Source organism: Moraxella sp. DOX410, from assembly GCF_032248735.1.
GTDB lineage: Bacteria > Pseudomonadota > Gammaproteobacteria > Pseudomonadales > Moraxellaceae > Faucicola > Faucicola tetraodonis.
Genome location: NZ_CP135138.1, coordinates 642551 through 667609, shown reverse-complemented (window position 1 = coordinate 667609; position 25059 = coordinate 642551). Strand labels below are relative to the sequence as shown.

The 25059-nt window shown below is 43.0% G+C and carries 22 protein-coding genes; 15 read left to right on the top strand and 7 right to left on the bottom strand.

What is annotated here, in order from left to right; translation table 11 throughout:
- Positions 1 to 193: 193 nt before the first annotated feature.
- A complete protein-coding gene (locus RNZ41_RS03070) occupies positions 194 to 1177 on the bottom strand; it encodes an AraC family transcriptional regulator (protein WP_314027553.1) in 984 nt (327 codons plus the stop codon).
- Between the two features lie 472 nt (positions 1178 to 1649).
- Here RNZ41_RS03070 and RNZ41_RS03065 point away from each other — a divergent pair, with 472 nt between their 5' ends.
- The 3 genes from RNZ41_RS03065 to lon all read left to right on the top strand — a co-directional run bounded on the left by RNZ41_RS03065 (position 1650) and on the right by lon (position 5289).
- The gene (locus RNZ41_RS03065) at positions 1650 to 2267 is read left to right on the top strand and encodes a 5-formyltetrahydrofolate cyclo-ligase (RefSeq protein ID WP_076774007.1); all 618 of its coding nucleotides are present in this window, start codon (positions 1650 to 1652) and stop codon (positions 2265 to 2267) included.
- Positions 2254 to 2517 (top strand): hypothetical protein, encoded by a 264-nt coding sequence (locus tag RNZ41_RS03060; protein ID WP_076774006.1) that lies wholly within the window; start codon positions 2254 to 2256, stop codon positions 2515 to 2517. The genes RNZ41_RS03065 and RNZ41_RS03060 overlap by 14 nt, the downstream gene beginning before the upstream one ends.
- Before the next feature lie 291 nt (positions 2518 to 2808).
- On the top strand, positions 2809 to 5289 hold the full coding sequence (lon, locus tag RNZ41_RS03055; protein ID WP_409950655.1) for an endopeptidase La: 2481 nt from the start codon (positions 2809 to 2811) through the stop codon (positions 5287 to 5289).
- 101 nt (positions 5290 to 5390) lie between these two features.
- Here lon and RNZ41_RS03050 read toward each other — a convergent pair whose 3' ends face one another.
- A complete protein-coding gene (locus RNZ41_RS03050) occupies positions 5391 to 5939 on the bottom strand; it encodes a ferritin (protein ID WP_007116475.1) in 549 nt (182 codons plus the stop codon).
- Between the two features lie 299 nt (positions 5940 to 6238).
- On the bottom strand, positions 6239 to 7525 hold the full coding sequence (locus RNZ41_RS03045; protein ID WP_314027551.1) for an MFS transporter: 1287 nt from the start codon (positions 7523 to 7525) through the stop codon (positions 6239 to 6241).
- Positions 7526 to 7876: 351 nt separating this feature from the next.
- Between RNZ41_RS03045 and hisC the strand changes: the two genes are divergently transcribed.
- Both hisC and RNZ41_RS03035 read left to right on the top strand, forming a co-directional pair.
- Positions 7877 to 9001, top strand: coding sequence for a histidinol-phosphate transaminase (hisC, locus tag RNZ41_RS03040; RefSeq protein WP_314027550.1), 1125 nt, complete (start codon positions 7877 to 7879; stop codon positions 8999 to 9001).
- 5 nt (positions 9002 to 9006) lie between these two features.
- Positions 9007 to 9258 (top strand): hypothetical protein, encoded by a 252-nt coding sequence (locus RNZ41_RS03035; RefSeq protein WP_314027549.1) that lies wholly within the window; start codon positions 9007 to 9009, stop codon positions 9256 to 9258.
- A gap of 2 nt (positions 9259 to 9260) precedes the next feature.
- Here RNZ41_RS03035 and RNZ41_RS03030 read toward each other — a convergent pair whose 3' ends face one another.
- Both RNZ41_RS03030 and RNZ41_RS03025 read right to left on the bottom strand, forming a co-directional pair.
- Positions 9261 to 10742, bottom strand: a complete 1482-nt coding sequence (locus tag RNZ41_RS03030) for an anthranilate synthase component I family protein (protein WP_314027548.1) — start codon at positions 10740 to 10742, stop codon at positions 9261 to 9263.
- A 105-nt stretch (positions 10743 to 10847) separates the two neighbouring features.
- On the bottom strand, positions 10848 to 12074 hold the full coding sequence (locus RNZ41_RS03025) for a beta-ketoacyl synthase N-terminal-like domain-containing protein (protein WP_314027547.1): 1227 nt from the start codon (positions 12072 to 12074) through the stop codon (positions 10848 to 10850).
- A gap of 302 nt (positions 12075 to 12376) precedes the next feature.
- Between RNZ41_RS03025 and RNZ41_RS03020 the strand changes: the two genes are divergently transcribed.
- The 5 genes from RNZ41_RS03020 (at position 12377) to tuf (ending at position 18832) form a co-directional block, all read left to right on the top strand.
- Positions 12377 to 13294 carry an EcsC family protein gene (locus RNZ41_RS03020; protein ID WP_312116551.1) on the top strand — a complete coding sequence of 306 codons (918 nt, stop codon included), beginning with the start codon at positions 12377 to 12379 and terminating at the stop codon, positions 13292 to 13294.
- 755 nt (positions 13295 to 14049) lie between these two features.
- Positions 14050 to 14424, top strand: a complete 375-nt coding sequence (gene rpsL / locus RNZ41_RS03015) for a 30S ribosomal protein S12 (RefSeq protein WP_007116468.1) — start codon at positions 14050 to 14052, stop codon at positions 14422 to 14424.
- A 133-nt stretch (positions 14425 to 14557) separates the two neighbouring features.
- Complete coding sequence (gene rpsG, locus RNZ41_RS03010) at positions 14558 to 15031, top strand: 30S ribosomal protein S7 (RefSeq protein WP_050325821.1); 474 nt, start codon at positions 14558 to 14560, stop codon at positions 15029 to 15031.
- A gap of 294 nt (positions 15032 to 15325) precedes the next feature.
- Positions 15326 to 17452 (top strand): elongation factor G, encoded by a 2127-nt coding sequence (gene fusA / locus RNZ41_RS03005; protein ID WP_096489219.1) that lies wholly within the window; start codon positions 15326 to 15328, stop codon positions 17450 to 17452.
- A 189-nt stretch (positions 17453 to 17641) separates the two neighbouring features.
- Positions 17642 to 18832, top strand: coding sequence for an elongation factor Tu (tuf, locus tag RNZ41_RS03000; protein ID WP_007117403.1), 1191 nt, complete (start codon positions 17642 to 17644; stop codon positions 18830 to 18832).
- A 174-nt stretch (positions 18833 to 19006) separates the two neighbouring features.
- On the opposite strand, the gene RNZ41_RS02995 is transcribed toward tuf, so the two are convergent.
- On the bottom strand, positions 19007 to 19675 hold the full coding sequence (locus RNZ41_RS02995) for a c-type cytochrome (RefSeq protein ID WP_314027546.1): 669 nt from the start codon (positions 19673 to 19675) through the stop codon (positions 19007 to 19009).
- Between the two features lie 489 nt (positions 19676 to 20164).
- Between RNZ41_RS02995 and yihA the strand changes: the two genes are divergently transcribed.
- On the top strand, positions 20165 to 20866 hold the full coding sequence (gene yihA, locus RNZ41_RS02990; RefSeq protein WP_314027545.1) for a ribosome biogenesis GTP-binding protein YihA/YsxC: 702 nt from the start codon (positions 20165 to 20167) through the stop codon (positions 20864 to 20866).
- Positions 20867 to 20869: 3 nt separating this feature from the next.
- On the opposite strand, the gene RNZ41_RS02985 is transcribed toward yihA, so the two are convergent.
- Positions 20870 to 22489 carry a M48 family metalloprotease gene (locus RNZ41_RS02985; protein ID WP_314027544.1) on the bottom strand — a complete coding sequence of 540 codons (1620 nt, stop codon included), beginning with the start codon at positions 22487 to 22489 and terminating at the stop codon, positions 20870 to 20872.
- 288 nt (positions 22490 to 22777) lie between these two features.
- Between RNZ41_RS02985 and RNZ41_RS02980 the strand changes: the two genes are divergently transcribed.
- The 4 genes from RNZ41_RS02980 to thiS all read left to right on the top strand — a co-directional run bounded on the left by RNZ41_RS02980 (position 22778) and on the right by thiS (position 25018).
- Complete coding sequence (locus tag RNZ41_RS02980) at positions 22778 to 23140, top strand: sulfurtransferase TusA family protein (RefSeq protein WP_314027543.1); 363 nt, start codon at positions 22778 to 22780, stop codon at positions 23138 to 23140.
- Positions 23141 to 23214: 74 nt separating this feature from the next.
- A complete protein-coding gene (gene rpoH / locus RNZ41_RS02975) occupies positions 23215 to 24396 on the top strand; it encodes an RNA polymerase sigma factor RpoH (protein ID WP_314027542.1) in 1182 nt (393 codons plus the stop codon).
- Between the two features lie 5 nt (positions 24397 to 24401).
- Positions 24402 to 24770 carry a DUF423 domain-containing protein gene (locus RNZ41_RS02970; RefSeq protein ID WP_314027541.1) on the top strand — a complete coding sequence of 123 codons (369 nt, stop codon included), beginning with the start codon at positions 24402 to 24404 and terminating at the stop codon, positions 24768 to 24770.
- 47 nt (positions 24771 to 24817) lie between these two features.
- On the top strand, positions 24818 to 25018 hold the full coding sequence (gene thiS / locus RNZ41_RS02965; protein ID WP_050324764.1) for a sulfur carrier protein ThiS: 201 nt from the start codon (positions 24818 to 24820) through the stop codon (positions 25016 to 25018).
- Positions 25019 to 25059: the final 41 nt, after the last annotated feature.

The window sequence follows — 25059 nt, the reverse complement described above, 5'->3', positions numbered from 1 at the left end:
TGGGACAGTGCTTGTCACTATATCATACCCCTGTCGACATAACCTAACAGATATTGCTATGAAAATAGACTGGTCATTCTTAGTTGCCATAAAACTCGCTCTAAGACATAAAGCTTGCTATAAAAGTGGCAATAACCACAAAACCGCAGCAAACCTGCTTTTTTGTGGTTAATTAGGGTTGTCCACTACAGACTTACTCCTCGCTCAAGCTGTCAGCAAAATGCACACTATCGGTTCGAAACGATTGGCGATATTTTCGTGGTGACATTTTATAGACGCGTTTGAATGCTTGGCTAAAGGTACTATCGGAGGCATAACCCACTAACTCACTGATACGGCTAATGCTATTTTCTTGTAGCCGTAAATACCGCGCTGCAAGACGAAGTCGATAGTCGGTTAAATAAGTTAACGGCGGCACACCCACTACCTCACGAAAATGCTCGGCAAAACTACTGCGTGACATCCCGGCGACTTCAGCTAACTTATGAATGGTCCAATTGGTCTCGGGTCGATCATGCATGACTGCCAACGCCTTGGCAAGGTAAGGGTCTTTCACCGCTTTTAGCCAATTATCTGTCGCTTCGGGCAAATCCTCAATATAATTGCGTACACACTCAATCATCAAAATACTGGCAATACGATTGATAATGGTCATTTTACCAAGTCGGTTCTGCTCAGATTCTAATGCCAAAAATTTGACCCCCAAATCTAGCATAATCATTTTTTGCTCATCTTTTGATTCGCTTTCTGGCAAAATTTCTGGTAAAGCGCTGAGTAACGGGCGCGTAATCTCTCGATCGTAATGGCACACAATCGCGACTATTTCGGTTGTTTGCGCTGGCTCATCACCTTTGCTATGAATGACCGGGTTACCCAAGTGGATAATTTCAACAGTCTGGTTGCTTAATAACGGGGCAATGTCAATTGATGGAATATCAGATTGCCCCACACCACAAATAATGTGTTTCTTGCCGCCTGGCACCATGACCACATCGCGCGCGTATGCGTTGCGATATACATCATCGACCTTAATACTAATCCCACCTGTAGTAATCAAATAAAACACGATACAATCTTTTTTATCTAACTCAAACGACCACTCCCCAGTGGCGTGTATATAGTGATACTGAGTTTGATACAAATGTATATCTTCAAGCAACATACTGAGTGCATCCATTAATTTTTCCTAAGTTATTAACACAGCAATTTAAAAAAATGCAACATAAACTACAAACGAGCTAACTTACAAGCCAAACTTTAGTAATTGGACTTGAGATAAAAATTTAAAGACGTATACATAAACCGCCATCCTCGTTATCAGCAATCATATCATCTTTTACAGGCGCTGCTAGTTAAGTTTGAGTCTGTAGGTCTGCTAAAATCCAGTATCACCGCCCGAAAAAATGCTTTATTTTTCAACGATTTCAAAAGGCATGGCTTAACAGGTAATAACAGGTAGTAGACACTTGTTATGGGTTATACACTAGCGGTAGGATGTTTGGGTGTCTAAACAAATAAATAAGTGAATAAATAAGTGAATAAATAGCTAAGCAACTAAGTCTAATCAGCCATTTGGCTTTTTTTTGATTTTGATTTATTATCAATGGCTTAACTATAATCTATAACCATTCCATCATCGCTATGAATCTATGAATGCTCATCACTTGCGTAAACAGTTACGTCAACAACGTTTACGCTTATCCAAGCGCCACCGTAATCGCGCGGCTTATCAAGCACGACGAAGTTTAAACCGACTACAGCATCCTGCTTTAACTGGCAAAAACGTCAAGGTCGGGATTTTTGCAGATGCCTTTGGGGAGATGCCTACCCAACCGCTGATGGATTGGGCGAGACAGCGCGGTTATCGTATTTATTTACCTGTCGTCACTGGCAAACATCAGCCGCTGGTATTTATCCAATTTAGCCAAAAAACTTGGCGACAATCTCGCCTACCCAAACACCCGCTAGGTATGCGCCAACCTGAGAAAGGAAAAATGCTTAACGTAGCGGCGCTTGATGTATTGTTTATGCCGCTAGTGGCAGCAGATAAAATTGGCAATCGTATGGGTATGGGTGGCGGTTACTACGACCGCACCTTAGCCAAAGCTAAAAGCAAACCGCTTAAAATTGGCTGGGCTTATGATTTTCAATTGGTTGAAAAACTTGACAGCAATCCTTGGGATATCAAGCTTGATGCCTTAATCACGCCGAGTAAACTATGGTTATTTAGACGCTATTTGGTGGAACAATCCCATGCAAAAAAATGACAACTCCCTGTTTCAACATGTGGTGATGACCTCACCTGCCATAACCGACAATGATGCTGATATTGAGATTAATATTGATAGCGATACCCATACCGACACTAGCCAAGTCCATCAACCCTTATACCCATCAAGCGGTGAATTAAGCAATTCAGAAATTGCCAGTGTCATGAATCCCGCTAGGTTAACGCAACTTTTAACCCAAGCTGATGCCTTTACCCGAGTGAATTCTGAAGACTTGGACGACTTTTAGATATATATAAATTAGACACGCATAAATTAGAGACATATAAACTAGCCTAAAAAATTAGCTAAGGATACATCAATATCACAGCGACATTAGGCTAAGTCTAGGATTGCAGTGGTTATTTTTAGCACTTTGTTATCATTTTATCGCACTCGGTTCGTTGTTTTTTCCCCCTTTGAATCGCTAGCCTTGCAATTTTTTGCATTGACGCCATTTATATTTTTAAGTCTATCAGCAAGCCATCATTTGCTCACAAATGGTCAGTTGCTTGTTGTGTTATTTAAGGGGACATAGTATATGCAAGATGATGTTTTAATGACAAATCCAGAATCATCTGAGTCGCAAGAATTCACTACGCTACCATTGTTAGCTTTACGTGACGTTGTGGTGTATCCACAAATGCAAATTGCTTTATTTGTGGGTCGTACGCCCTCAGTCAAAGCAGTCGAGCTTGCGCAAAATGAATTTGACAATAAAGTATTGGTGGTGGCACAAAAAGACTCACTATCTGAAGACATTGATGCCAGCAATCTATTCGAATATGGTACGGTGTGCCGTGTCGTCAATACCATGCCACATGAAAATGACGAAAATTGCATCAAAGTGCTGATTGAAGGTCTTTACCGTGCCAAATTGGTCAATATTCAAGACACCGATGAGGAAGAAGCGGTATTACTGGCCGATTTTGAAAAAGCGCCTATCACCGTCAATATGACCGCTAAAACGCAAAAATCGCACAAAGAAGCGTTAGTTGCTTTGTTTAGCAAATATGCCGAAAATCGCCTACGTAACTCACGCGAGTTAATTCGTGTGGCTGAGCGCATTACCCAACTTGAAGAGTTGGTATATTTCATTGCGACGCGTGTCTCGCTCAATTTATCGATTAAACAAAACTTTCTGGAAGTCGATGATTTGACTGCGCATATCAAAGAATTGTCAGACTATTTGATTCAGCAAAGTGCCGAGCACAATATCGAGCAAGAATTACAAGAAGCGGTCCGTCGCCAGATGGAAAACAACCAGCGCGAGTATTTCTTAAATGAAAAAATGAAAGCGATAAAATCTGAGCTTTCTGACCTTCATGAAGAACGCGGTGAAAATTATGAAGATGACGACATTGCTGAGCTAGAAAAACGTTTAGCGGAAGCCGATTTGCCAGAAGCGGTGCGTAAAAAAGCAGAAAATGAGTTTCGTAAACTCAAAACCATGCCAGCTGCCTCTTCTGAGTCATCGGTCGTGCGCAACTATGTCGAGTGGATTTTAGATACCCCTTGGAACAAAACCAGTGATGTCTCAATCGACCTTAACAAAGCCCATGACGTGCTTGACACTGACCATTATGGTTTACAAGACGTGAAAGATCGTATCTTGGAGTTCTTGGCAGTGCAATCTCGCGTGGATACCTTAAAAGGTCCGATTCTCTGCTTGGTAGGTCCGCCTGGGGTGGGTAAAACTTCCTTGGGTGAATCCATTGCCCGTGCGACAGGCCGTGAGTTTATCCGTATGGCATTGGGCGGTGTGCGTGATGAAGCTGAAATCCGTGGACACCGACGTACTTACATCGGTGCTATGCCAGGTAAAATCGTGCAATCACTCTCAAAAGTGGGCGTAAAAAATCCGCTATTCTTACTCGATGAAATCGATAAAATGGCGCAAGATTTTCGTGGTGACCCTGCTTCAGCACTGCTTGAAGTGTTAGATCCATCGCAAAATCATAGCTTTAACGATCACTACTTGGATATGGATTTAGACTTATCACAAGTGATGTTTATCTGTACCGCTAATAGTATGGATATTCCGCCTGCGCTACTTGACCGTATGGAGGTGATTCGTCTGCCGGGTTATACCGAAGATGAAAAAATCAGCATCGCGGATAAATACTTAGTACCAAAAGCCATCAAGCAAAATGGCTTAAGTGATACTGAAATTGATATCACCGATGAGGCAATCAAAGCGATCGTACAGCGTTATACCCGTGAAGCAGGTGTGCGTAACCTTGAACGTGAAATCAACAAAATCGCCCGCAAAGTGGTGAAACAAAATGTTGAATCATCGGGCAAAGACAAAGCGGAAGATAAAACCGCGGCACACAAATTAACGGTCGATAGTTCAAATGTCGCTGATTACTTGGGTGTGTACCAATTCGATTATGGCTTGGCGGAGCAAGAACCTGAAGTCGGTCGTGTCACAGGTTTGGCTTGGACACAAGTCGGTGGTGAGCTATTGACCATTGAAGCGGTTGCGGTGCAAGGTAAAGGTGAACTAAGTTTTACAGGTTCACTGGGTGATGTGATGAAAGAGTCAATTCGTGCGGCGATGACGGTGGTCCGTGCCCGTGCTGATAGCTTAGGCGTCAGCTACGATAAGCTCAAAGGCACAGATATCCACGTGCATATGCCAGAAGGTGCGACCCCCAAAGACGGTCCATCCGCCGGTATTGCGTTAACGCTTGCGTTAGCCTCTGCGATGACAGGTATTGCCATTCGCCCCGATATTGCGATGACAGGCGAAGTTACTTTGCGTGGCAAAGTGTTACGTATCGGTGGCTTGAAAGAAAAACTGCTTGCAGCGCATCGTGGCGGTATCAAACACGTGTTGATTCCAAAATCCAATGAGCGTGACTTGATTGATATTCCTGACAATGTCAAACAAGGCTTAAGCATCCAGCCAGTAGAAACGATTGATGAAGTATTTAAAGCGGCGTTGGTATCACAGCCTGTGGCGTTAAAACCCAATCAATTGCCAGTTGATGCCAGTGACGTTAGTTTAAAAAGCTAGTTAAAAAGCTAAGCTGCCACTGAAGTAAAAACTGAAATTAAATAATAATGAAGTAAAAAAAAGCTGAGATTGGTTCTCAGCTTTTTTTATGCAGGCAAAAATTATTCCACCGATTTTTCCCGTGGCAAATCACCTTCTTGCGAGGCTGATGCCATGTCTTTATCCAACTCATAGAAGTTTTGGTTATCTGCCTTATCTTTTGATGCCAAGGCAAATTTATCACGTAGGTTATTGATTAACGCCTCTTCTTCGATTTGTTCTTTGACAAACCATTGTAAGAAATTAAACGTTGCCCAATCGCGCTCTGCCATCGCTTGGTCCACAAGTGCATAGATTTTTTTTGAATTTTCTAACTCATGTTGCCAAACGTCTTCGATACAGGTTTCAAGACTGACAGGGTTGTCACGCGGTGCAGGAATCGCTTCAATTTTAGCTTCGCCACCACGCTCATTGATATAGGCCAAAAATTTGAACATATGGTTACGTTCTTCAGCCGAATGCTTGTAGAAAAAATCTGCAATGCCTGGGTAATTGTTCACTTCCGCCCAGCTGCCTAGCGCAATATACGCCTGTGCTTGTGTGGCTTCTTCCATCATTTGCTTGTTTAGCGCTTGTTCCATTGCGTCTGAAATACGTTTATCGTTTGACATATTATTTTCCTCTGATGATTTTTTTTGTGGCTAATTTTATAAGATGGCTAATCTTGACTAGACAACGTTATCTTATGATTGGCTACCAAGATTGGCTATATAGTTGTTAAAGATAAAATAGAGCATTACCAATACTATTGCCGCTAGTTGCCGTTAATTGCATTGGTAATGACGCTCACAGTATAGATAAAAAGCTGGCAATAAACAGGATTTTTTACTCAATTTAGCTGAAAGATACACAAGCCTTTAACATAAAAACACCGGGTAAAACGTGCAAGGTTATGCTGAGTTTTCCCTCGCTATTCAATCGCTTTGTTTTGCGTTGCCAACCAACTAAACACACAATTAATCGCCATCAAAACCGTTAAAAACCCCATCGATAGCGTCCAAGTATAACTCAAGTCTTTAAGCCAACCTGTCACAATAGGACCAGTTATGGCGATGCTATAACCCACGGTTTGTGCCATCCCTGAAAGTTCAGCGGCTTGCTGACTATCCTTTGATTTTAAGGTAAAAATCATCATACATAAGGTAAAAATCACCCCACATCCAAAGCCTGATGCGATACTCCAAACCCATACCCAGCCTTGCAGGGGCAGAAACCCAAAACCAAATACGCCTACCAAGTTTCCCACTGCGGCAAGCAACGCTAACGTGCGTAAATTCCACTGACTAGAGACCCATTTGGTCAACAGTAAAATCGAAGGAAAAGCCACCAATTGAAACACCATGCCCACGTTGCCTGCTTGCGCTTTGCTCAGCCCTTTATCAATGAGTAACGAGGGTAAAAAACTGGCGAGCGTATAATAAAGTAGTGATTGCAAACCCATAAACGCACTAATCCACCACGCCATCGGGATTTTCCAGACTGATTTTCGGCTTGGTTGTCCTACTTCGGCAACCGCTTGATTAATGACTTGAGCATCATGGCTGCTAATTTTTTGCCGTAACCGCAAATGAGCAACCATTAGCCAAGCTGCTACCGCTGCCACAGAGACCCAGCCCCATACCCCCAGTGCAAATTGCCAGTTGGACAAGCTAACAAGCCACATCGCAATGCCTGACGCAAAGCCAGCAAACACCGACAAAAACATCGAATAGCTTCCCATCACAAGCCCAATTTGATTGGGAGTGTATTTCTTGATGACGGCAGGGATTAATACATTGCCGAGTGAAATCGCCAACGATAGCAGCACCGTGCCCGCTAGCAAAAACCCTAATTGCGGATGCGCCACTCGCACAAAAATACCGATGGCAAGCAAACTGGTTGCCAAAATCATGGTGTTTTCTAAGCCAATCCGCCGTGACAACATAGGCGCAATAAACGAACTCGATGCAAATGCCATGACAGGAATCGTACCAATCAAACCAATGGTTTTGGTCGTTAACCCCAAATCTTGCTGAACCAGCTTTGCCACCGCACCAAACCCAATAATGGGCGCGCGCATATTGATAGCGAGCAGTAAAATGGCAATGACTACCGTGACAATCAATGCCTTGGTCGGGGCAGTCGCTACCGGCATCTGAGACGCGTTAGCAGCAGGGTGAATATTCGACTCGCTCGATTGCGACGCTGAGAATTTCATACATCTTCCAAAGTTTTAACTAGGTAATTTATTATCAAGGATGATTTAATAAGCTTATTTTAACGGGCTTAGTTTAACGGGCTTGAGTTAAAAGGTTATCTTTTAACATATTCGTCAAGCCAGCGCACGGTTTATTCACATAACGGCTAAAAATTCACTGTCTATCCGTCTTGCTCAACCGTTGAGCCCAAATTTTATGATATTAGTGGGCTGCGGTAGATAAATTTTTAACCAATTTATGCTACTATGTATTGTTTGTGCCAGCCTTTGGCGCATTGGTTTGGTAAATTGACTTAGCAAATTGACTGGCCACATTGATTTAACACATTGATTATCTTGTAAGGATTTGTCATGGTGGATACGCTTACTTCAAACGCAGATGCAACACCCGAAATTAACACTCGACTGTGGAGTACCTTGATTCGCAACCTAACGCCCTATACACCGGGTGAACAGCCCAAGCATGACAATCTGTGTAAGCTTAATACCAATGAAAACCCTTTTCCACCCTCCCCCAAAGTCGCTGAAGCCATCGCACAAGTTTTGCTCAATCAAGCCGATCATTTAAAGCGCTACCCCGCCCCAGAATCCGATGAACTCCGTGCGGTGATGGCACAAGTTTATCAGGTAGCCCCCAATCAAATTTTTGTCGGTAATGGTTCTGATGAAGTTTTGGCGCATATTTTTGCTTGTTTTTTTGTCAAAGACCGTTCGGTATTAACCCCTGATATTAGTTACAGTTTTTATCCTGTGTATGCCGATACTTTCCACGTGGATTTGGTGACCATTGCGCTCAAAGCCGATTTTAGCATTGATGTTGATGACTATCGCCGCCCGTGTAGTGGTATTATTATTGCCAATCCCAATGCACCAACTGGGGTGCTTTTGCCGCTGGCGGATATTGAAAAACTTCTACAAGAACATCGCAATGCGGTGATTGTGATTGATGAAGCGTATATCGATTTTGCAGACACACCCAATGCCTCTGCCGTCAGTTTGATTGATAAATATGATAACCTAGTGGTGACCCAAACCTTTTCAAAGTCTCGCTCATTAGCAGGGCTGCGTGTCGGCATGGCGTTTGCCAATCACTCACTCATTGAAGCATTAAATCGCTATAAAAATAGTTTTAACAGCTATCCCCTAGATCGCCTTGCCCAAGCAGGCGCAGTTGCCAGCTTGCAAGATAACGACTATTTTGTTGCCTGCAACCAAAAAGTCATCGCACTACGCCATGATGTCACTCAAGCTTTGACCCAATTAGGCTTTACTGTCTTACCTTCACAAGCCAACTTTGTGTTTGCCAAACCACCTGCTTCAATGGGAGAAACCATACAGGTATTTGAGAAACTGCGGGCGCAAGGGGTGATTGTTCGTCATTTTAACAAACCAAAAATTAGCAGTTATTTGCGTATTACCATCGGTACGGCAGAACAAAACCAACGCTTACTAGATACCTTAACAAATCTGGTTTGACCGTCATGAGTGACCCTAGCATTCAGTTTTTTATCAAATGCCAAAATATCGAAACAGGCGAGGTGGTGACTTATCGCTTCGCTCGTCAAGCACAGTTATTGGCATTTAGCCAGCAACTGGGTCGCAAAAAATTGGCGATTGTGGATACCCATATCGCCTTTTATGATATCGAGCCAGTGTTTAATCCATTTGAGGGCGAAAGCGTGCCCATTAGTGCAGGCGAACTCAATACCGCACTTGATGGCAGGTTGTTGTAACTTTACTGGTGCAATATTTTTAGTAAGTTTCCTACTTTATCAAAACATTCTTGGTACTCTGCATCACAGTCTGACGCAATCGTGATGCCGCCGCCTGCCCACAGACTGACATTATTATCTGAAGCTTGTAGCGTACGAATCAGTACATTCCATTGCCCTGTGCCATCAAAATTGAGATACCCCATCGTGCCACAGTAAGCACCGCGCGGTTTGGCTTCCAATTCATTGATGATTTCTACCGCGCGCTTTTTGGGTGTACCGGTAATCGAGCCAGCGGGCAGACTTTCAAACAATACCCTCCAAGGGCTAATGTCATCTTTGAGGGTGGCGGTGATGGTACTCACCATATGGTGCACATTGCTAAAACTTTCGATATCAAACAGTTTTGGGACTTTTACCGTCCCAGTCTTGGCATATTTGCCCAAATCATTGCGCAGCAAATCGACAATCATGACATTTTCGGCGATGTCTTTTTCGCTACTGGCAAGTTCATTTTTATTGTCTTGGTCAGTGGCTACATTTTGCCCGCGTGGGCGTGTGCCTTTTATCGGTTTGGTAATAATGCAATTTTCACCTTGGGCATTTTTTGCAAAGGTAAAAAATAGCTCAGGTGAGCAGCTTAGTAGTTCAAAATTTTTTAACCCAAGATAACCTGCAAACGGGGCGTTAGTCGATTGATGCAAGCTTGGCAAATAATCCACCAACTGCTGATTGGATAACTCACCTTGCCAGCACTGGGTAAGATTAATTTGGTAGCAGTCGCCTGCTGTTAGGTAGTCTTGGACTTTGTAAAAGGCGTGTTCATAATCGCTGGTTTGCCAAATTGGCTGCAGCATTATAGGGTTAACAACAGGCTTATTTTCAACGGTTAACGTTTGCATTAGCCAATGTTGAATCACATCTATTTGCTCAATGGCTTCTTGTGTGGTTGCATGTAGTTGCCAATGATTATTTTCAAAGGTCAAATAAATATCATAATGTCCCAAAAATAGCTGCGGCTGATTGGGCGTTAAGTAACTGGCTTCCCCGTGAGTTGCACTTGCTTGAACGTGGTTTGCATTTGCTAAATGATGCGCTGATAAATCGTAGCTAATAAATCCCATCAAGCCATCTTGGTAGCCCACATTAGCTGTATGTTGGATAGCAGACTGCTTAGATGATAGCTGATGGTGTTGATAAGCCTCAAGCACAGCCGTTAATTCGCCAATATCAACACCTTTACCTACCCTATTAATGGCAGTATCAGCACCAGTATTAATCACGGTATCACAGTACACAAAATCGTCGAATGAGCAATTTTGACGTTGCTTTTGGGTAAGCTGATTTTGAGAATGTATTTCAAAAATTGTTTTTGGCAATAAACCGATGACATTTTGACCCTCGTTATTGAGCCAAATCGGATAGATTGCATGATTATTGGTCGTATTAAACTGTTGTAACAGGGTGATGAGTTGAGAGGGCGCAAGATGTTGTAAACTTGGCATTGGGTACATGCTTTACCTTTATGATTATATTTAGCGTCAAAAAAGCGATGACAATCGGGTAACTGTCATCGCCTATTTTTATCAATTATGACGGTCCATCAGTATTTATTCAACAAACTTTTTGATGATTAAACTTGCATTGGTACCACCAAAGCCAAAGCTATTGGTCATTATAGTGTTTAAATTGACTTGACGCGTTTCACGGACGATATCAAAATCTGTGGCTTTCTCATCCAAGGTTTCAATATTGATATTGGGCGCAATAAAGCCTTGATTGAGCATCAATAAACAATAAATCAATTCTTGCACCCCTACCGCACCCAAGCTATGACCTGTCATTGATTTGGTCGAGCTAATCGGTGGCAACTCACTTCCAAACACCTGGCGAATCGCTTCAAGCTCAGTAATATCGCCAATCGGTGTACTGGTGCCATGGGTGTTGATATAGTCAACCGTGGTTAAGCCTGCTTGTTTAAGCGCTTGCTTCATACAATTGATAGCACCTACGCCACTGGGTGCCACCATATCCGCACCATCAGAGCTTGCGCCATAGCCAACAATCTCTGCCAAAATAGTCGCACCGCGTTGTTTAGCAGATTCTAGGCTCTCAACCACGACCATACCACCACCGCCTGCAATCACAAAGCCGTCTCGATCTGCATCGTAAGGGCGACTGGCGAGTTGCGGCTTGTCATTGTACTGTGTGCTCATCGCACCCATACCATCAAACATACAAGATTGTGTCCAGTCTTCTTGCTCGCCGCCCCCTGCAATCACGATGGCTTGCTTACCCAATTGAATCAGCTCCATGGCATGACCCACACAATGCGTTGAGGTCGCACAAGCTGATGCAATAGAGTAGCTAACCCCGCCAATCTTTAGCCCCGTTGCAACACTCGCTGATACCGTACTTGCCATGGTTTTTGGCACTGCCATGGCGCCGACACCGCGCAAGCCTTTTTCGCGCATTGCATCGACCGCTGCCGCCACATCGGCACTCGATGCCCCACCCGAACCTGCTACCACGCCGATATTAGTGTTATGAGCAATATCTGCTAATGACAATCCTGCTTGCTCGATTGCTTGTAGCGCACTCAGATAGGCGTATAAACTGGCTTTTGACAAAAAGCGTTTAAGTTTGCGATCGATATGTGAGGTATCTAGGTTATCGTCATCAATACTACCTGAGACACAGGCTTTAAAGCCTTTTTCTTGATAAATCGGATTGAATACCAAGCCCGATTTGCCTTGCTGTAGCGACTCGCTGACTGTGGCTAAGTCATTACCAATACACGAGATAAGTCCTGCCCCTGTGATTACAACGCGCTGCATATACCATTCCTTTTGGTTTAATCAATTGATGATAAATATCACGCTATTCTACCCCGCTGGATTTCACCTGCCTAGTTTTTCCCCAAAAATGTTACAAAATATTTCTTAGACCACGACTATGGTTAGTTATGTTGTCTTAATCCAATATAGCTACACGCACAACATTCAACTAAATCGACAAAAGATATCATTGTGTAACGTCTCTTTACGCATTAAAGTTGAAAAGTGCGGTCACTTTCTTTACGCTGTTTTACTACGACAGTATTTTCCAATAAAAAAGCATAATCTTAAGGATAACTCTCATGTCAGCCTCTACTTCTATTAGCCGCCGTGTCTTTGAAGCGCTAGGTCACAAATTAGCACAACTGAGCGCAAAAGATACGATACAAACCAAACCCTTAGCGGATATTGATTTTGACAGCCTTCAACAAGCGTTATCAAATGATAAAAACGCGTTTCATGAGCATATTCCCAAACTATCAAAAAAACTACTTGGTAAAACCCCATTTGGCAGCTATACCAAAATGGCCACCTCACTAATCCCCAAGACAAGTTTTGATAAAGCAACGGATGCGGTTTTTTCCCAAGTCGGCAAACTGTCGCAAAATTGGGCGAATTTTGATTTGGCGCGTGATGCGCGTTTTAAAGACACTTTGGTTGCTAGTGAACGACAAGCCCTAGCCCGTAGTATTGGCGATCAAAACCGTGCTTTAGCTACCTTGGGTGGACTTAGTAACTTGGCGGGTTTACCCGGTATTTTGGTAGATACAATGTGGTTGTTGGCGGTGTGTTTGCGGACGATTTTCCAAATCAGTGCAATTTATAACCGTCCGTTGACGGGACAACAAGGTATCGCCATCGCTTATGAAATTTTAGCTAAAGTGGATCTCAATAAATTGCAAGAGAAGCAAACTTTGCTCGCAGGTTTGGGTATATTTGAAGCGATGACCGACCAGTCAATTGAAGAGTATAGAGCGGCAGTACTTGCCGAAGAAGACAGCCAATCAGCGATGGGGATATTAACCAAACTAGAAGAACTATCGACGCAGTTTAATATCAACATTGAGCAGTTTAATTTCGGTTTTTTACATAAAGTCATTCCACTCACTGCGGTTGGCTTGGGTACGGCTTACAACAATATTATTATCAATGAAGTGATTGAAATTGCGATGTCGGTATTTGCCCCCGCGCCAAAGTTGACCCATATGACTGAAGAATAATTTTGCATTAATATACCAAGGTAAAAGCTAGCTGTTTGGCTTTTGCCTTTTTTATTGGCTATAGCTAGTGCTGACTAATTTAAGGCTTGTTACTATAGGGTTCTTTAATTTAAGTCATGTAACACAAACTTTTACACAACCCTTTAGCAACGTCACATTTTTAGCCATCAATATCAACGTTATTCACCAAATCTAAAAAGACCAACCCGCTTAAATTTGGCAAAATAGATTTAACAACGGATGACAAGCTTAATAACCAATAACGATAATAACCCCAATAAATAGAAGTAAAATGTCAGTACATCACGTTGTTAATTTAAAAAAATTATAAAAAAAATAAGAAATGTAAAATTACAATTATTTAAAATTACCGTCATTAAAGTTTGAATTTTTTGGAATCATTGAATAATAACAATAAATAATAACTGAGCTAGAACCAATGCGTTGACTTTTAACCGATAAGTTTCTTAAGGTTTTTAAAGTTAGCGCATTGGTTCTTTTAGTTTTGGTCTTTTTTATTTTAGTCTGTTGTGATGTGATTCACAGTGTGTTTGATACCCTGTGCTTGATAAGCACGGCTTTTGATAATTTGCCTTCCCCTAGTTTTCTCAAATTTTCTAACAATCATCACCTGCATCATTTAGGTGATTTTTTAGTTGATTAAACCAACAAAAATCTCTATAATACGCTGTCCTAAAAATAGCTTATTAGCGGTTTTTAGAGATTTTTTGACAACAAACGGGAGAGAGTGCCTTATGGCAACTACAAATCAATTAATTCGTAAAGGTCGCAATACCATTACTGAAAAATCAAAAGTGCCAGCATTAAAAGCTTGCCCACAACGCCGTGGCGTGTGTACCCGTGTATACACTACTACACCAAAAAAACCAAACTCAGCGATGCGTAAAGTATGCCGTGTACGTTTGACGTCAGGTTTTGAAGTATCAAGCTACATCGGTGGTGAAGGTCACAACCTACAAGAGCACAGTGTTGTACTTATCCGTGGTGGTCGTGTAAAAGACTTACCAGGTGTTCGTTACCATACAGTTCGTGGCGCACTTGACTGTGCAGGCGTAAAAGATCGTAAACAAGGTCGCTCAAAATACGGCGCAAAACGTCCTAAAGCATAATTTTAGCCGTTTTTTACCCCATTTTTTAACATTGTTTGCATAGTTGATTATAGTTTTACAATACTATGCAGTAAGGCTGGTGAAAAGCAACCGCTTAGCTACCAGACTACCCTGAATACACAAGGAAATTATCATGCCTAGACGTCGTGTCATCGCTGCCCGTGAAATCCTACCAGATCCTAAATTTGGTAGCAAAACACTTGCTAAATTCATCAACCATGTGATGGTTGACGGTAAAAAATCAGTTGCAGAATCAATCGTATACGGTGCATTAGACCGTGTTTTAGAAAAAAACTCGGGCATCGATCCTGTGCAGTTTTTTGAAGATACGTTAGAAAGAGTTCGCCCAATGGTGGAAGTGAAAGCTCGCCGTGTGGGTGGTGCTACCTACCAAGTTCCTATGGAAGTACGTCCCTCCCGTCGTACTGCATTAGCAATGCGTTGGTTAGTTGATGCGGCTGCAAAACGTTCTGAAAAATCTATGGCTTTACGTTTAGCAGGTGAATTGCTAGACGCAGCTGATGGCAAAGGTAATGCACTGAAAAAACGTGACGAAGTTCACCGTATGGCTGACGCAAACAAAGCGTTCTCACACTATCGTTTCTAATTGATACTGATTGCTATCACCTAGGTAGCAATTAGCTTATAATAAAATAGATAATATTGGGTGACTTGAAGTTTGCAAATTCAGCCCAATATTGCATATTGAAAAAGAAGCTTGTCATGCGTTTGTCATGGCAAGCTCTTATCATACAGCACTTATGTCAAGAGTAAGGCTTTCTTTTATCTAGTTGGTTGTCGATCTTTCAATCAAACGTTAAAACTAATTATTATTCATTTTAAGACATAACTGTTTATTGATAATGGAATAATTTTAATCTTTAGTCCTTAGGAATTAACTATGGCACGTACAACACCCTTGAATCGCTACCGTAATATCGGTATCTCTGCACATATTGATGCGGGTAAAACGACAACAACTGAACGTATTTTGTTTTATACAGGTAAAAACCATAAGCTAGGTGAAGTGCATGAAGGTGCTGCAACCATGGACTGGATGGAACAAGAGCAAGAGCGTGGTATTACTATTACCTCAGCGGCAACGACTTGTTTCTGGTCTGGTATGGGTCATCAATTCCCAGAGCATCGCATTAACATCATTGACACCCCCGGTCACGTTGACTTCACCATTGAAGTAGAACGTTCAATGCGTGTACTTGACGGTGCATGTATGGTTTACTGTGCGGTTGGTGGTGTACAGCCTCAGTCAGAAACAGTATGGCGTCAAGCAAACAAATATAAAGTACCGCGTCTTGCGTTCGTAAACAAAATGGACCGTACAGGGGCAAACTTTTTCCGCGTTGTTGACCAAGTAAAACAACGTCTTGGTGGTAACCCAGTACCTGTGGTTGTGCCAATCGGTGCAGAAGATACCTTTGAAGGGGTTGTTGACCTTCTAGAGATGAAAGCCATCATTTGGGATGTCGCTTCTCAAGGTATGAAATTTGAATATGCAGAAATTCCTGCTAACTTGGTTGATATCGTCGATGAATGGCGCAACAACATGGTTGAGGCAGCTGCTGAATCTTCAGAAGAGTTGATGGATAAATACCTAGAAGAAGGTGATTTATCACGTGAAGATATCGTAGCAGGTTTACGTGCACGTACCTTAGCGGGCGAAATTCAACCAATGCTTTGTGGTACTGCGTTTAAAAACAAAGGCGTACAACGTATGCTTGACGCGGTTATCGAATTCTTACCAGCACCAAATGACGTTGATGCGATCAAAGGTGTGTTAGATGACAAAGCTGAAACTGAAGCAACTCGTGAATCATCGGATGATGCACCATTTGCTGGTCTTGCGTTCAAAATTATGAATGACAAATACGTGGGTAACTTAACTTTCGTACGTGTTTATTCAGGTGTTGCTAAACAAGGTGATTCTGTTTATAACCCAGTGAAAATGAAACGTGAACGTATTGGCCGTATCGTTGAGATGCACGCTAACTCACAAAAAGAAGTGGATGAAGTTCGCGCAGGTGACATCGTTGCATTTGTAGGTCTAAAAGATGTAACCACAGGTGATACCCTATGTGACGAAAACAATATCATTACGCTTGAGCGCATGGAATTCCCAGATCCTGTTATTTCATTGGCAGTGGAACCAAAAACCAAAGCTGACCAAGAAAAAATGTCAATCGCGCTTAACCGTTTGGCAAAAGAAGACCCTTCATTCCGTGTTCACACCGATGAAGAATCTGGTCAGACTATCATCAGCGGTATGGGTGAGCTTCACTTAGAAATTCTTGTTGACCGTATGAAACGTGAGTTTAGCGTTGAAGCCAACGTGGGTGCACCACAAGTAGCTTACCGTGAAACGATTCGCACTACCGTTGAACAAGAAGGTAAATTCGTACGCCAAACTGGTGGTCGTGGTAAATTCGGTCACGTATGGTTACGTCTTGAGCCACTTGATACTGCTGACGGCAAAGAATATGAATTTGCTGAAGAAGTGGTTGGTGGTGTGGTACCAAAAGAGTACTTTGGTGCGGTAGACAAAGGTATTCAAGAACGTATGAAAAATGGTGTTCTTGCAGGTTATCCAGTCGTTGGTATTAAAGCAACACTGTATGATGGTTCGTACCATGACGTTGACTCAGATGAGTTGTCGTTCAAAATGGCAGGTTCTATGGCATTTCGTAAAGGCTTTATGAATGCAAACCCTGTTCTACTTGAGCCAGTCATGAAAGTAGAAGTTGAAACACCTGAAGACTACATGGGTGATATCATGGGTGACTTAAACCGTCGCCGTGGTATGGTGCAAGGTATGGATGACATGTTTGGCGGCGTTAAACAAATCCGTGCTGAAGTACCACTAGCTGAGATGTTTGGTTATGCAACCCAATTACGTTCAATGTCTCAAGGTCGTGCAACCTACTCAATGGAGTTTGCAAAATACGCTGAGACACCACGTAACGTTGCTGATGAAATCATCAAAAAATTCACTCATAAAGATGATGACGAATAAGTTTGATGGGCAATTTGATTGTTAAAACCAGTCAAATTCTTCTATCCTATTCGACACTAAAAAAAATTATAAGTTAGCTAATTTGATCTGTTAAATTTAATGGGTCAAATTTTCATAACCTATAAGCGTTGATAATAAAGTAAATGACCTAATAGCATTAGGTTAATATTAACAAAAGAGGATTAAATTATGGCAAAGGCCAAGTTTGAACGTACTAAACCACACGTTAACGTAGGCACCATTGGACACGTTGACCATGGTAAAACAACCCTAACAGCTGCGATTGCGACCGTAGCAGCAAAACACAACGGTGGTGAAGCCAAAGACTACGCGTCAATTGACTCAGCCCCTGAAGAAAAAGCCCGTGGTATCACCATCAACACCTCACACATTGAATATGACACCCAAGCACGTCACTACGCACACGTAGACTGTCCTGGCCATGCTGACTATGTTAAAAACATGATCACCGGTGCTGCACAGATGGACGGCGCTATCCTAGTTGTATCAGCCACTGACGGTCCAATGCCACAAACACGTGAACACATCCTACTATCACGCCAAGTAGGTGTACCATACATCATGGTATTCATGAACAAATGTGACATGGTTGATGACGAAGAACTACTAGAACTCGTAGAAATGGAAGTACGTGAACTACTATCAAGCTACGACTTCCCTGGTGATGACACCCCAATCATCAAAGGTTCTGCCCTAGAAGCCCTAAACGGCGGCGAAGGCAAATACGGTGAACCAGCCGTACTAGAACTACTTGACACCCTAGACAGCTACATCCCAGAACCAGAACGTGCGATTGACAAACCATTCTTGATGCCAATCGAAGACGTATTCTCAATCTCTGGTCGTGGTACAGTCGTAACAGGTCGTGTAGAATCAGGCGTCATCAAAGTTGGTGAAGAAATTGAAATCGTTGGTATCAAACCAACCGCAAAAACCACCTGTACTGGCGTTGAAATGTTCCGTAAACTACTAGACGAAGGTCGTGCAGGCGAGAACTGTGGTGTACTACTACGTGGTACCAAACGTGAAGACGTACAACGTGGTCAAGTATTGGCTAAACCAGGTTCAATCAAACCACACACCAAATTTGACGCAGAAGTATACGTACTATCAAAAGAAGAAGGTGGTCGTCACACCCCATTCCTAAATGGTTACCGTCCACAATTCTACTTCCGTACCACTGACGTAACTGGCGCAATCCAATTACCAGAAGGTACAGAAATGGTAATGCCTGGCGATAACGTTGAAATGAACGTAGAGCTAATCCACCCTATCGCAATGGACCAAGGCTTACGCTTTGCAATCCGTGAAGGTGGCCGTACTGTAGGTGCGGGTGTTGTTGCTAAAGTTAACGACTAATCGTTAATAAGCATACAAAAGAGTCACTTCGGTGGCTCTTTTTTTATACCTGTTTTTTATGCCTGACCTTTTGCCAAAATTTTATTTACCACTTGAATTTACGATTCTTTTAGGTCATTTTAGGCAATAAAAAAGCCAAGCGCTAAGCTTGGCTAAATGATATACCGCTAAATACTAGTGTAGACCGCTGATATAGTCAGATAATACTTTAATATCATTATCTGATAATTTTGATGCCACGATTTGCATCATGCCTTTATCGCCTTTTTTAGCTGCATCATTCATGCGCGTTTGTGATGGGTCGGTTACATCGTCTTCACGACCTGCCGCACGGAACAGTTTTAATTGGGTCGCGATATAGGCTGAATGCTGACCCCCAATACGTGGGAAAGCGGCTAAATCGTTACCATTGGCTTTACCACCATGACAGCCGGCACAAGGAATCACACCGCGCGTGCTATTACCACCATAATACAATTTTTGTGCCACGGGAGCGTAAGCAGGATTGGCATAACCTACCCCCCAACGTGGTTGGCTTGCATAATAACCTGCCACATTCGCCAGGTCTTGGTCATTTAATTTTGCCACTTGCGCTGACATAATAGGATTGACACGCGCGCCTGATTTGAATTCGGTTAGCTGTTTATAGAGATACTTAACGTTTTGTCCGCCAAGGTTAGGCTGTGCAGGAACACTACTAACACCATTGACGCCATGACAAGCACCACAAACTGATTCAGCAATAACCTTACCTTTGGCTATGTCATATTTTGGTACGGTAACAGCTGCAGAACCGCTTACGCTGGCAATTAAAAGGCTTGCGGCAGTGAGTATTTTTTTCATCGGTAACAATTCCTACTAAAGCGTGTTGGTTATGACTCACAATGAGCTAGCGACAAAGGCATTACTTACAATATCAAAGCAACACCCAGTTATCATCATATATATTTATTGCTTTAACACTGGTGAATGTATCTACTAAGTTACAATATTATAGCAAGACAACCATGCGCTTGTCTGCAAAATTTGTAGGCTACCCTATTAATGAACGCTAATCATATGGCTAATACGGCATTTAAGTTAGCTAAATGATTTTAAAACACCGAGGGTTTTGTCGATTACAGTGATAGTGATAATTAAAACCATAATCGAATAATTGATATGGCTGATTATTATGCCATAACTCGATAATCATGTAAAAGTCATTTGCAGGTTGGCAAGCGGGTTTCACTACAAAAAATATCTCACAAAACAGCGGTAGCAAGTGCTCAAAATTTTGGGTTATGGGTATTTGCTGATACAATAGCGCTTTAACATTAAGATTATGTGCTGATGATGGATTTTACTAACACCCTTGCGCCGACTGCGATTACTGACGATAGTGATGCGGCAAAACGCTGGTTGCATCAAACCCAATTTATGCTGTCTGCCCCTACCTTCAAACTGTGTCCTGCCGATACGGGTCGCGAAGTTGCTTTTGCTGGCCGCTCAAATGCTGGTAAGTCCTCTTGCATTAATGCATTGACCCAGCAGCGCCAGTTAGCCCGCTCCTCCAAAACCCCAGGTCGCACCCAAATGATTAACTTTTTTAATATGGGCAATTTGGATCAGCGGTTGGTGGATTTGCCAGGGTATGGCTATGCCGCCGTGCCCGAGGCGATGAAAAAAGAATGGCAGTCAGAGCTTGAAAAATACCTAATTTCGCGTAAAAGTCTCGCCGGTTTAGTGCTGCTCACCGACATTCGCCATCCATTAAAATTCTTTGATGAGCAAATGCTACACTGGGCAAAAGACGGTGAGCTTGAGGTTCATGTGCTATTAACCAAAGCCGATAAGCTCAAATATGGTGCCGCCAAAAACACGCTACAGCAAACCCGCAATCAGCTTAATAAATTAAAATTGCCGTTTAGTATTCAATTATTTTCTGCCCAAGATAGAATTGGGCTCGAAGAACTGTCACTGAAACTTGCCAGTTGGTTGGCGCTACCCGCGCAGGATGAGCCAACGGATAATGAACCTACGTTAGCCGTCTAATTGTTAAGATGGTTTAAACTGATTGGCGTCTTGTACTTGGTTGATTTGCTGATTCAGCAGTGCCAGCAAAGATTGGTTACTAGGTAGCTGCTTTGCTAACGATTTGGCTTGGGTGAGTGATGTCACCGCGTCTTTTAGCTCATTGCGCCATAACTCGCCATACGCGCGATAGCGTAATGTATTAATGCGATGAATCAGTTGCTCATCGCCGCTACGATGTTTTGCAAGTAGTTGACTGGCTTGCTGCAATCGATCCCACAGCATGACATCACGGGGATTTTGCTTGGATAAGGGTTGAAGCAGCGCTAATACTTGTTGACCACTTTCTGCAGTAGGACGATATTTTAAATAAATATCACTCAGATAGCGTGGCACATCTGTGCGCTCAGGATACACAGAGGCGAGTTGCTGCAATTTAGCGATTGCCACATCAACATTGCCTTGCTGCGCCGCTAACTGACTAAATGTCACGACTGCCAGCGGATTGGCGAGCGTATTGATGTCCTTGTCAAAATCCTGCATTAAGCTTTGTGCCGCTTTGGGTTGTCCGTTATCAAGATAATAATTAATCAGCGCAAGCTTGGCACCTTCACTGGTTTTCGCCCCTTGTTCCAAATCGGCTTTGTTGACTAGATAGCCATAGTAGCGAGCACGCCACTGGATTTGTTCAAATAGTTGCGCACGCTGCTGTTGAATAGATTGATAACGGTTTGATGCCATATTAGCTTGGCTATCACGCTTGTAAGTTGCGACTCGCGCCCTTGCTTCACTGATTCTATCTGCGGTGAGCGGATGGCTTAAAATAAAACTGGGAATCAAGGTGTTACTTTTGACAGGGTTTTGTTGGTCTAGGGTGGCAAAGAAACTGGGCATGGCATTGACGTCATAGCCCGCTTGGTTCATGATTTGCATGCCAATACGGTCGGCTTCTCGCTCTTGACCGCGGCTATAGGAAGCAGCAGCGTTGGCAGACATCGCCTGAGAGCCTAGCATGACAGCGGCAGCGGCATCACCATCCCCGACTTTGGATGCTGCGACGCCCGCCAAAAGACCGCCTGCCTGCATCAGTAGCTGTTTGGTTTTTTCATCATTGCGATGTTGATAATGGCGCTGGCTGACATGAGCAATCTCATGCGCGACGACGCTCACTATTTCATCCAGACTTTTAGCTTTATCCAACAAACCGACATTGATGCCGATAAGCCCAGACGGTACTGCAAAGGCATTGATTTGCTTGTCATTGATAATCACCAGCCCCATGGGTGCGTTGAGACCTGCCACCGCATTGATTTGCCACACAATTTGTTCAAGCGATTGCTGCAACCAAGGGTCTTTTATCAGCGCTGCATTGCCGTTGATTTGTCGAAACGCCCACTCACCGACTTGACGATTTTGCTCGGTATCGATGAGCGCTTGTCCATTGTCCATAGAGGCTAATTGGCTATTGACTTGGGTAGGCTCAGCACTTGCAATCATGACTAGATTAAAAGCGGGCACACTTTGATAGGAAAAGTTATCAACAGCAAGCACGCTCGCTGATAGGGTACTTAATACAGCTACTACGGACGTTTTTCTAAATAAATAACTAGCAGATAAATAACTAGCAAGTGGATTGATGGGCATGCGCGACCTTTGACAGCGAATTAGCTTAGAATGATGTTTAAAAAAATGGTGTTTAAAAAAAGATAAATGCTAAATAATACTGCTCAATATACAAATTTCAGCAGCTTTAAAAAGCCAAATTTTGTAATGATATCTTGCTGCAATCTACCGACTACTAAGTACAGCATAAAGGTTAAATTTTCAAAAATATAATGCTAACTTTGATTTATCTCAATCGTCTACACTTGTAATTTAGCCTATAATAACCATCTAACACACTTTGAATTTTCGAGTAGCAATTTTATTACCATGACGGATTCTTCTCAGATTACGCTAAATCCTGCCTTACTATCGGATGACGCCTTTTGCCAAGATTGGGGATTGTTTCAGTCAGACGCACATAACAATCCCAACATCGATGCTCAAATTGAGCATTATGTGGATGGCAAAGGACTCGCCTGCCCGATGCCTCTACTTAAACTTAAAATGGCACTAAAAAAGACTGCGTTGGGTCATGCGGTGTATGTGACTGCAACCGACCCCAATAGCAAGCGTGACATCGCAGCTTTTTGTCAGCATGCCGGATATACACTGGTACAGCAGACATCAATCATACCGTCTGAAAATACGACAGACACAATCTTTCACTCGATCATAACCAAAAGTTGCTAAACGCCTCTTACAAAAAAGCTGACTTTAAGGCATACTAAATAACAGAAATTAAAGGACAATTGACAGGCTATTTCATGGCTACAAAGACCAAAACAACGACAATAAAAAAGACTGCCAACGCAAAAAAATCGACCAAGCTTGACGCTAAGCTGGGTGGCGACCCACACGCTGCCTTTGATGACATCGACGATGACGAACGCGATGAATTTGACGAGCCAGACTTTGATAGCTTAGGTGACGACGATATTGACCTGGCCCAGATCCCTGATAGTTATGATGACTATGACGAGTTGGTGGACGAGGCTGATGACGACTATGACGATGAGTTTGCTGAAAAACCAAGAAAAGCTGCATCGCGGCCCCGTCAAAAGAAAGCCATGACCAATGCCCTTATTCCTACCATGCCGACTGCGTTATCTGCGCCTGGGGTGAATTTAGGCGCGTATATCAACGCGGTCCATCAAATTCCTATTTTGACAGCAGAGCAAGAACAGGAGCTTGCGCATCGCTATACTGACGAAGGGGATGTAGAAGCAGCCCGGCTACTGGTTATGTCGCATCTGCGATTTGTGATTCACATTGCGCGCAGTTACTCTGGCTATGGCTTGCCACAAGGCGACTTGATTCAAGAAGGCAATGTCGGCTTGATGAAAGCGGTGAAACGTTTTGACCCAAACAAAGGCGTGCGTTTGGTGTCTTTTGCCGTACATTGGATCAAAGCTGAAATCCATGAGTTTGTGATTCGCAACTGGCGTATCGTCAAAGTCGCGACCACCAAAGCGCACCGCAAGCTGTTTTTTAACTTGCGCTCACTGAAAAAAACCAACAACCAGTTAACGCTCGAAGAAGCCGAAGCGATTGCCAAAGACTTAAATGTTACCGTCAAACAAGTGTTAGAGATGGAAAGCCGTCTGACTTCGTATGATGCATCGTTTGAAGCACAAAGTGATGATGAAGACGAAGGTCGCTATGCACCGCAGTATTTTTTAGAAGATGCGGCTGACCCAGCCGATATGGTAGAAGATGCTGATTGGGAAGAAAATAACAATTCAGCCTTGATGGAGGCGATGGAAGACTTAGACGATCGTTCGCGGGATATCGTACAGCAGCGCTGGCTTAATGAGCAAAAAGCGACCTTGCACGAGTTGGCGGCAGAGTACAATATATCAGCGGAACGGGTTCGCCAAATTGAAAAAAATGCCATGGATAAAATTAAAGAAGCCATGCTAGCCAATACCCATTTGCAGTTGGATTAAACGTCATGAACTGGTTAAGTGTTGGTGCGATAAATATGGCAGTGGCGGTCGCCTGTGGGGCGTTTGCCGCACATGGTCTTAAACCGCGTTTGTCAGCCGAGCAAATGGCTTGGTGGCAGACGGGTACACAATACTTTTTTTATCACGCGCTTGGGTTGTTGATGGTTGGTATGTTATTGCGTATAAACCTCACATCGCCTACTATCGCGTGGGTGATGCAACTGGGTATTGCGCTTTTTACAGGTTCACTATATTTGATGGCTTTGGGGATGCCACGTTGGCTCGGGGCAATTACCCCGATTGGCGGCACGCTGTTTATTATCGCATGGATTTGGCTTGCTATCAGTGTTGCTAAGCACACTTCATCAGTTTAACCACATTTAACCATAACAGGAAGCGTAACAAAATAGGAAACATAATAATGCCACAAGTGACTTTAAATGGTGACATCAAACAAACGTTACACCAAAATCTCTTACTACTATTGGATGAAATGGGGCAAACCCAGGGTCGTTTTGCTGTTGAAATCAATGGTGAATTGATTCCAAAAAGCGAATTGGCAAATGTCACCTTGCAAGATGGTATGAACATCGAAGTGGTGCAAGCGGTGGGTGGTGGCTAATCATATCAGCGTAAAAAAAGCGGGTAACTTACCCGCTTTTT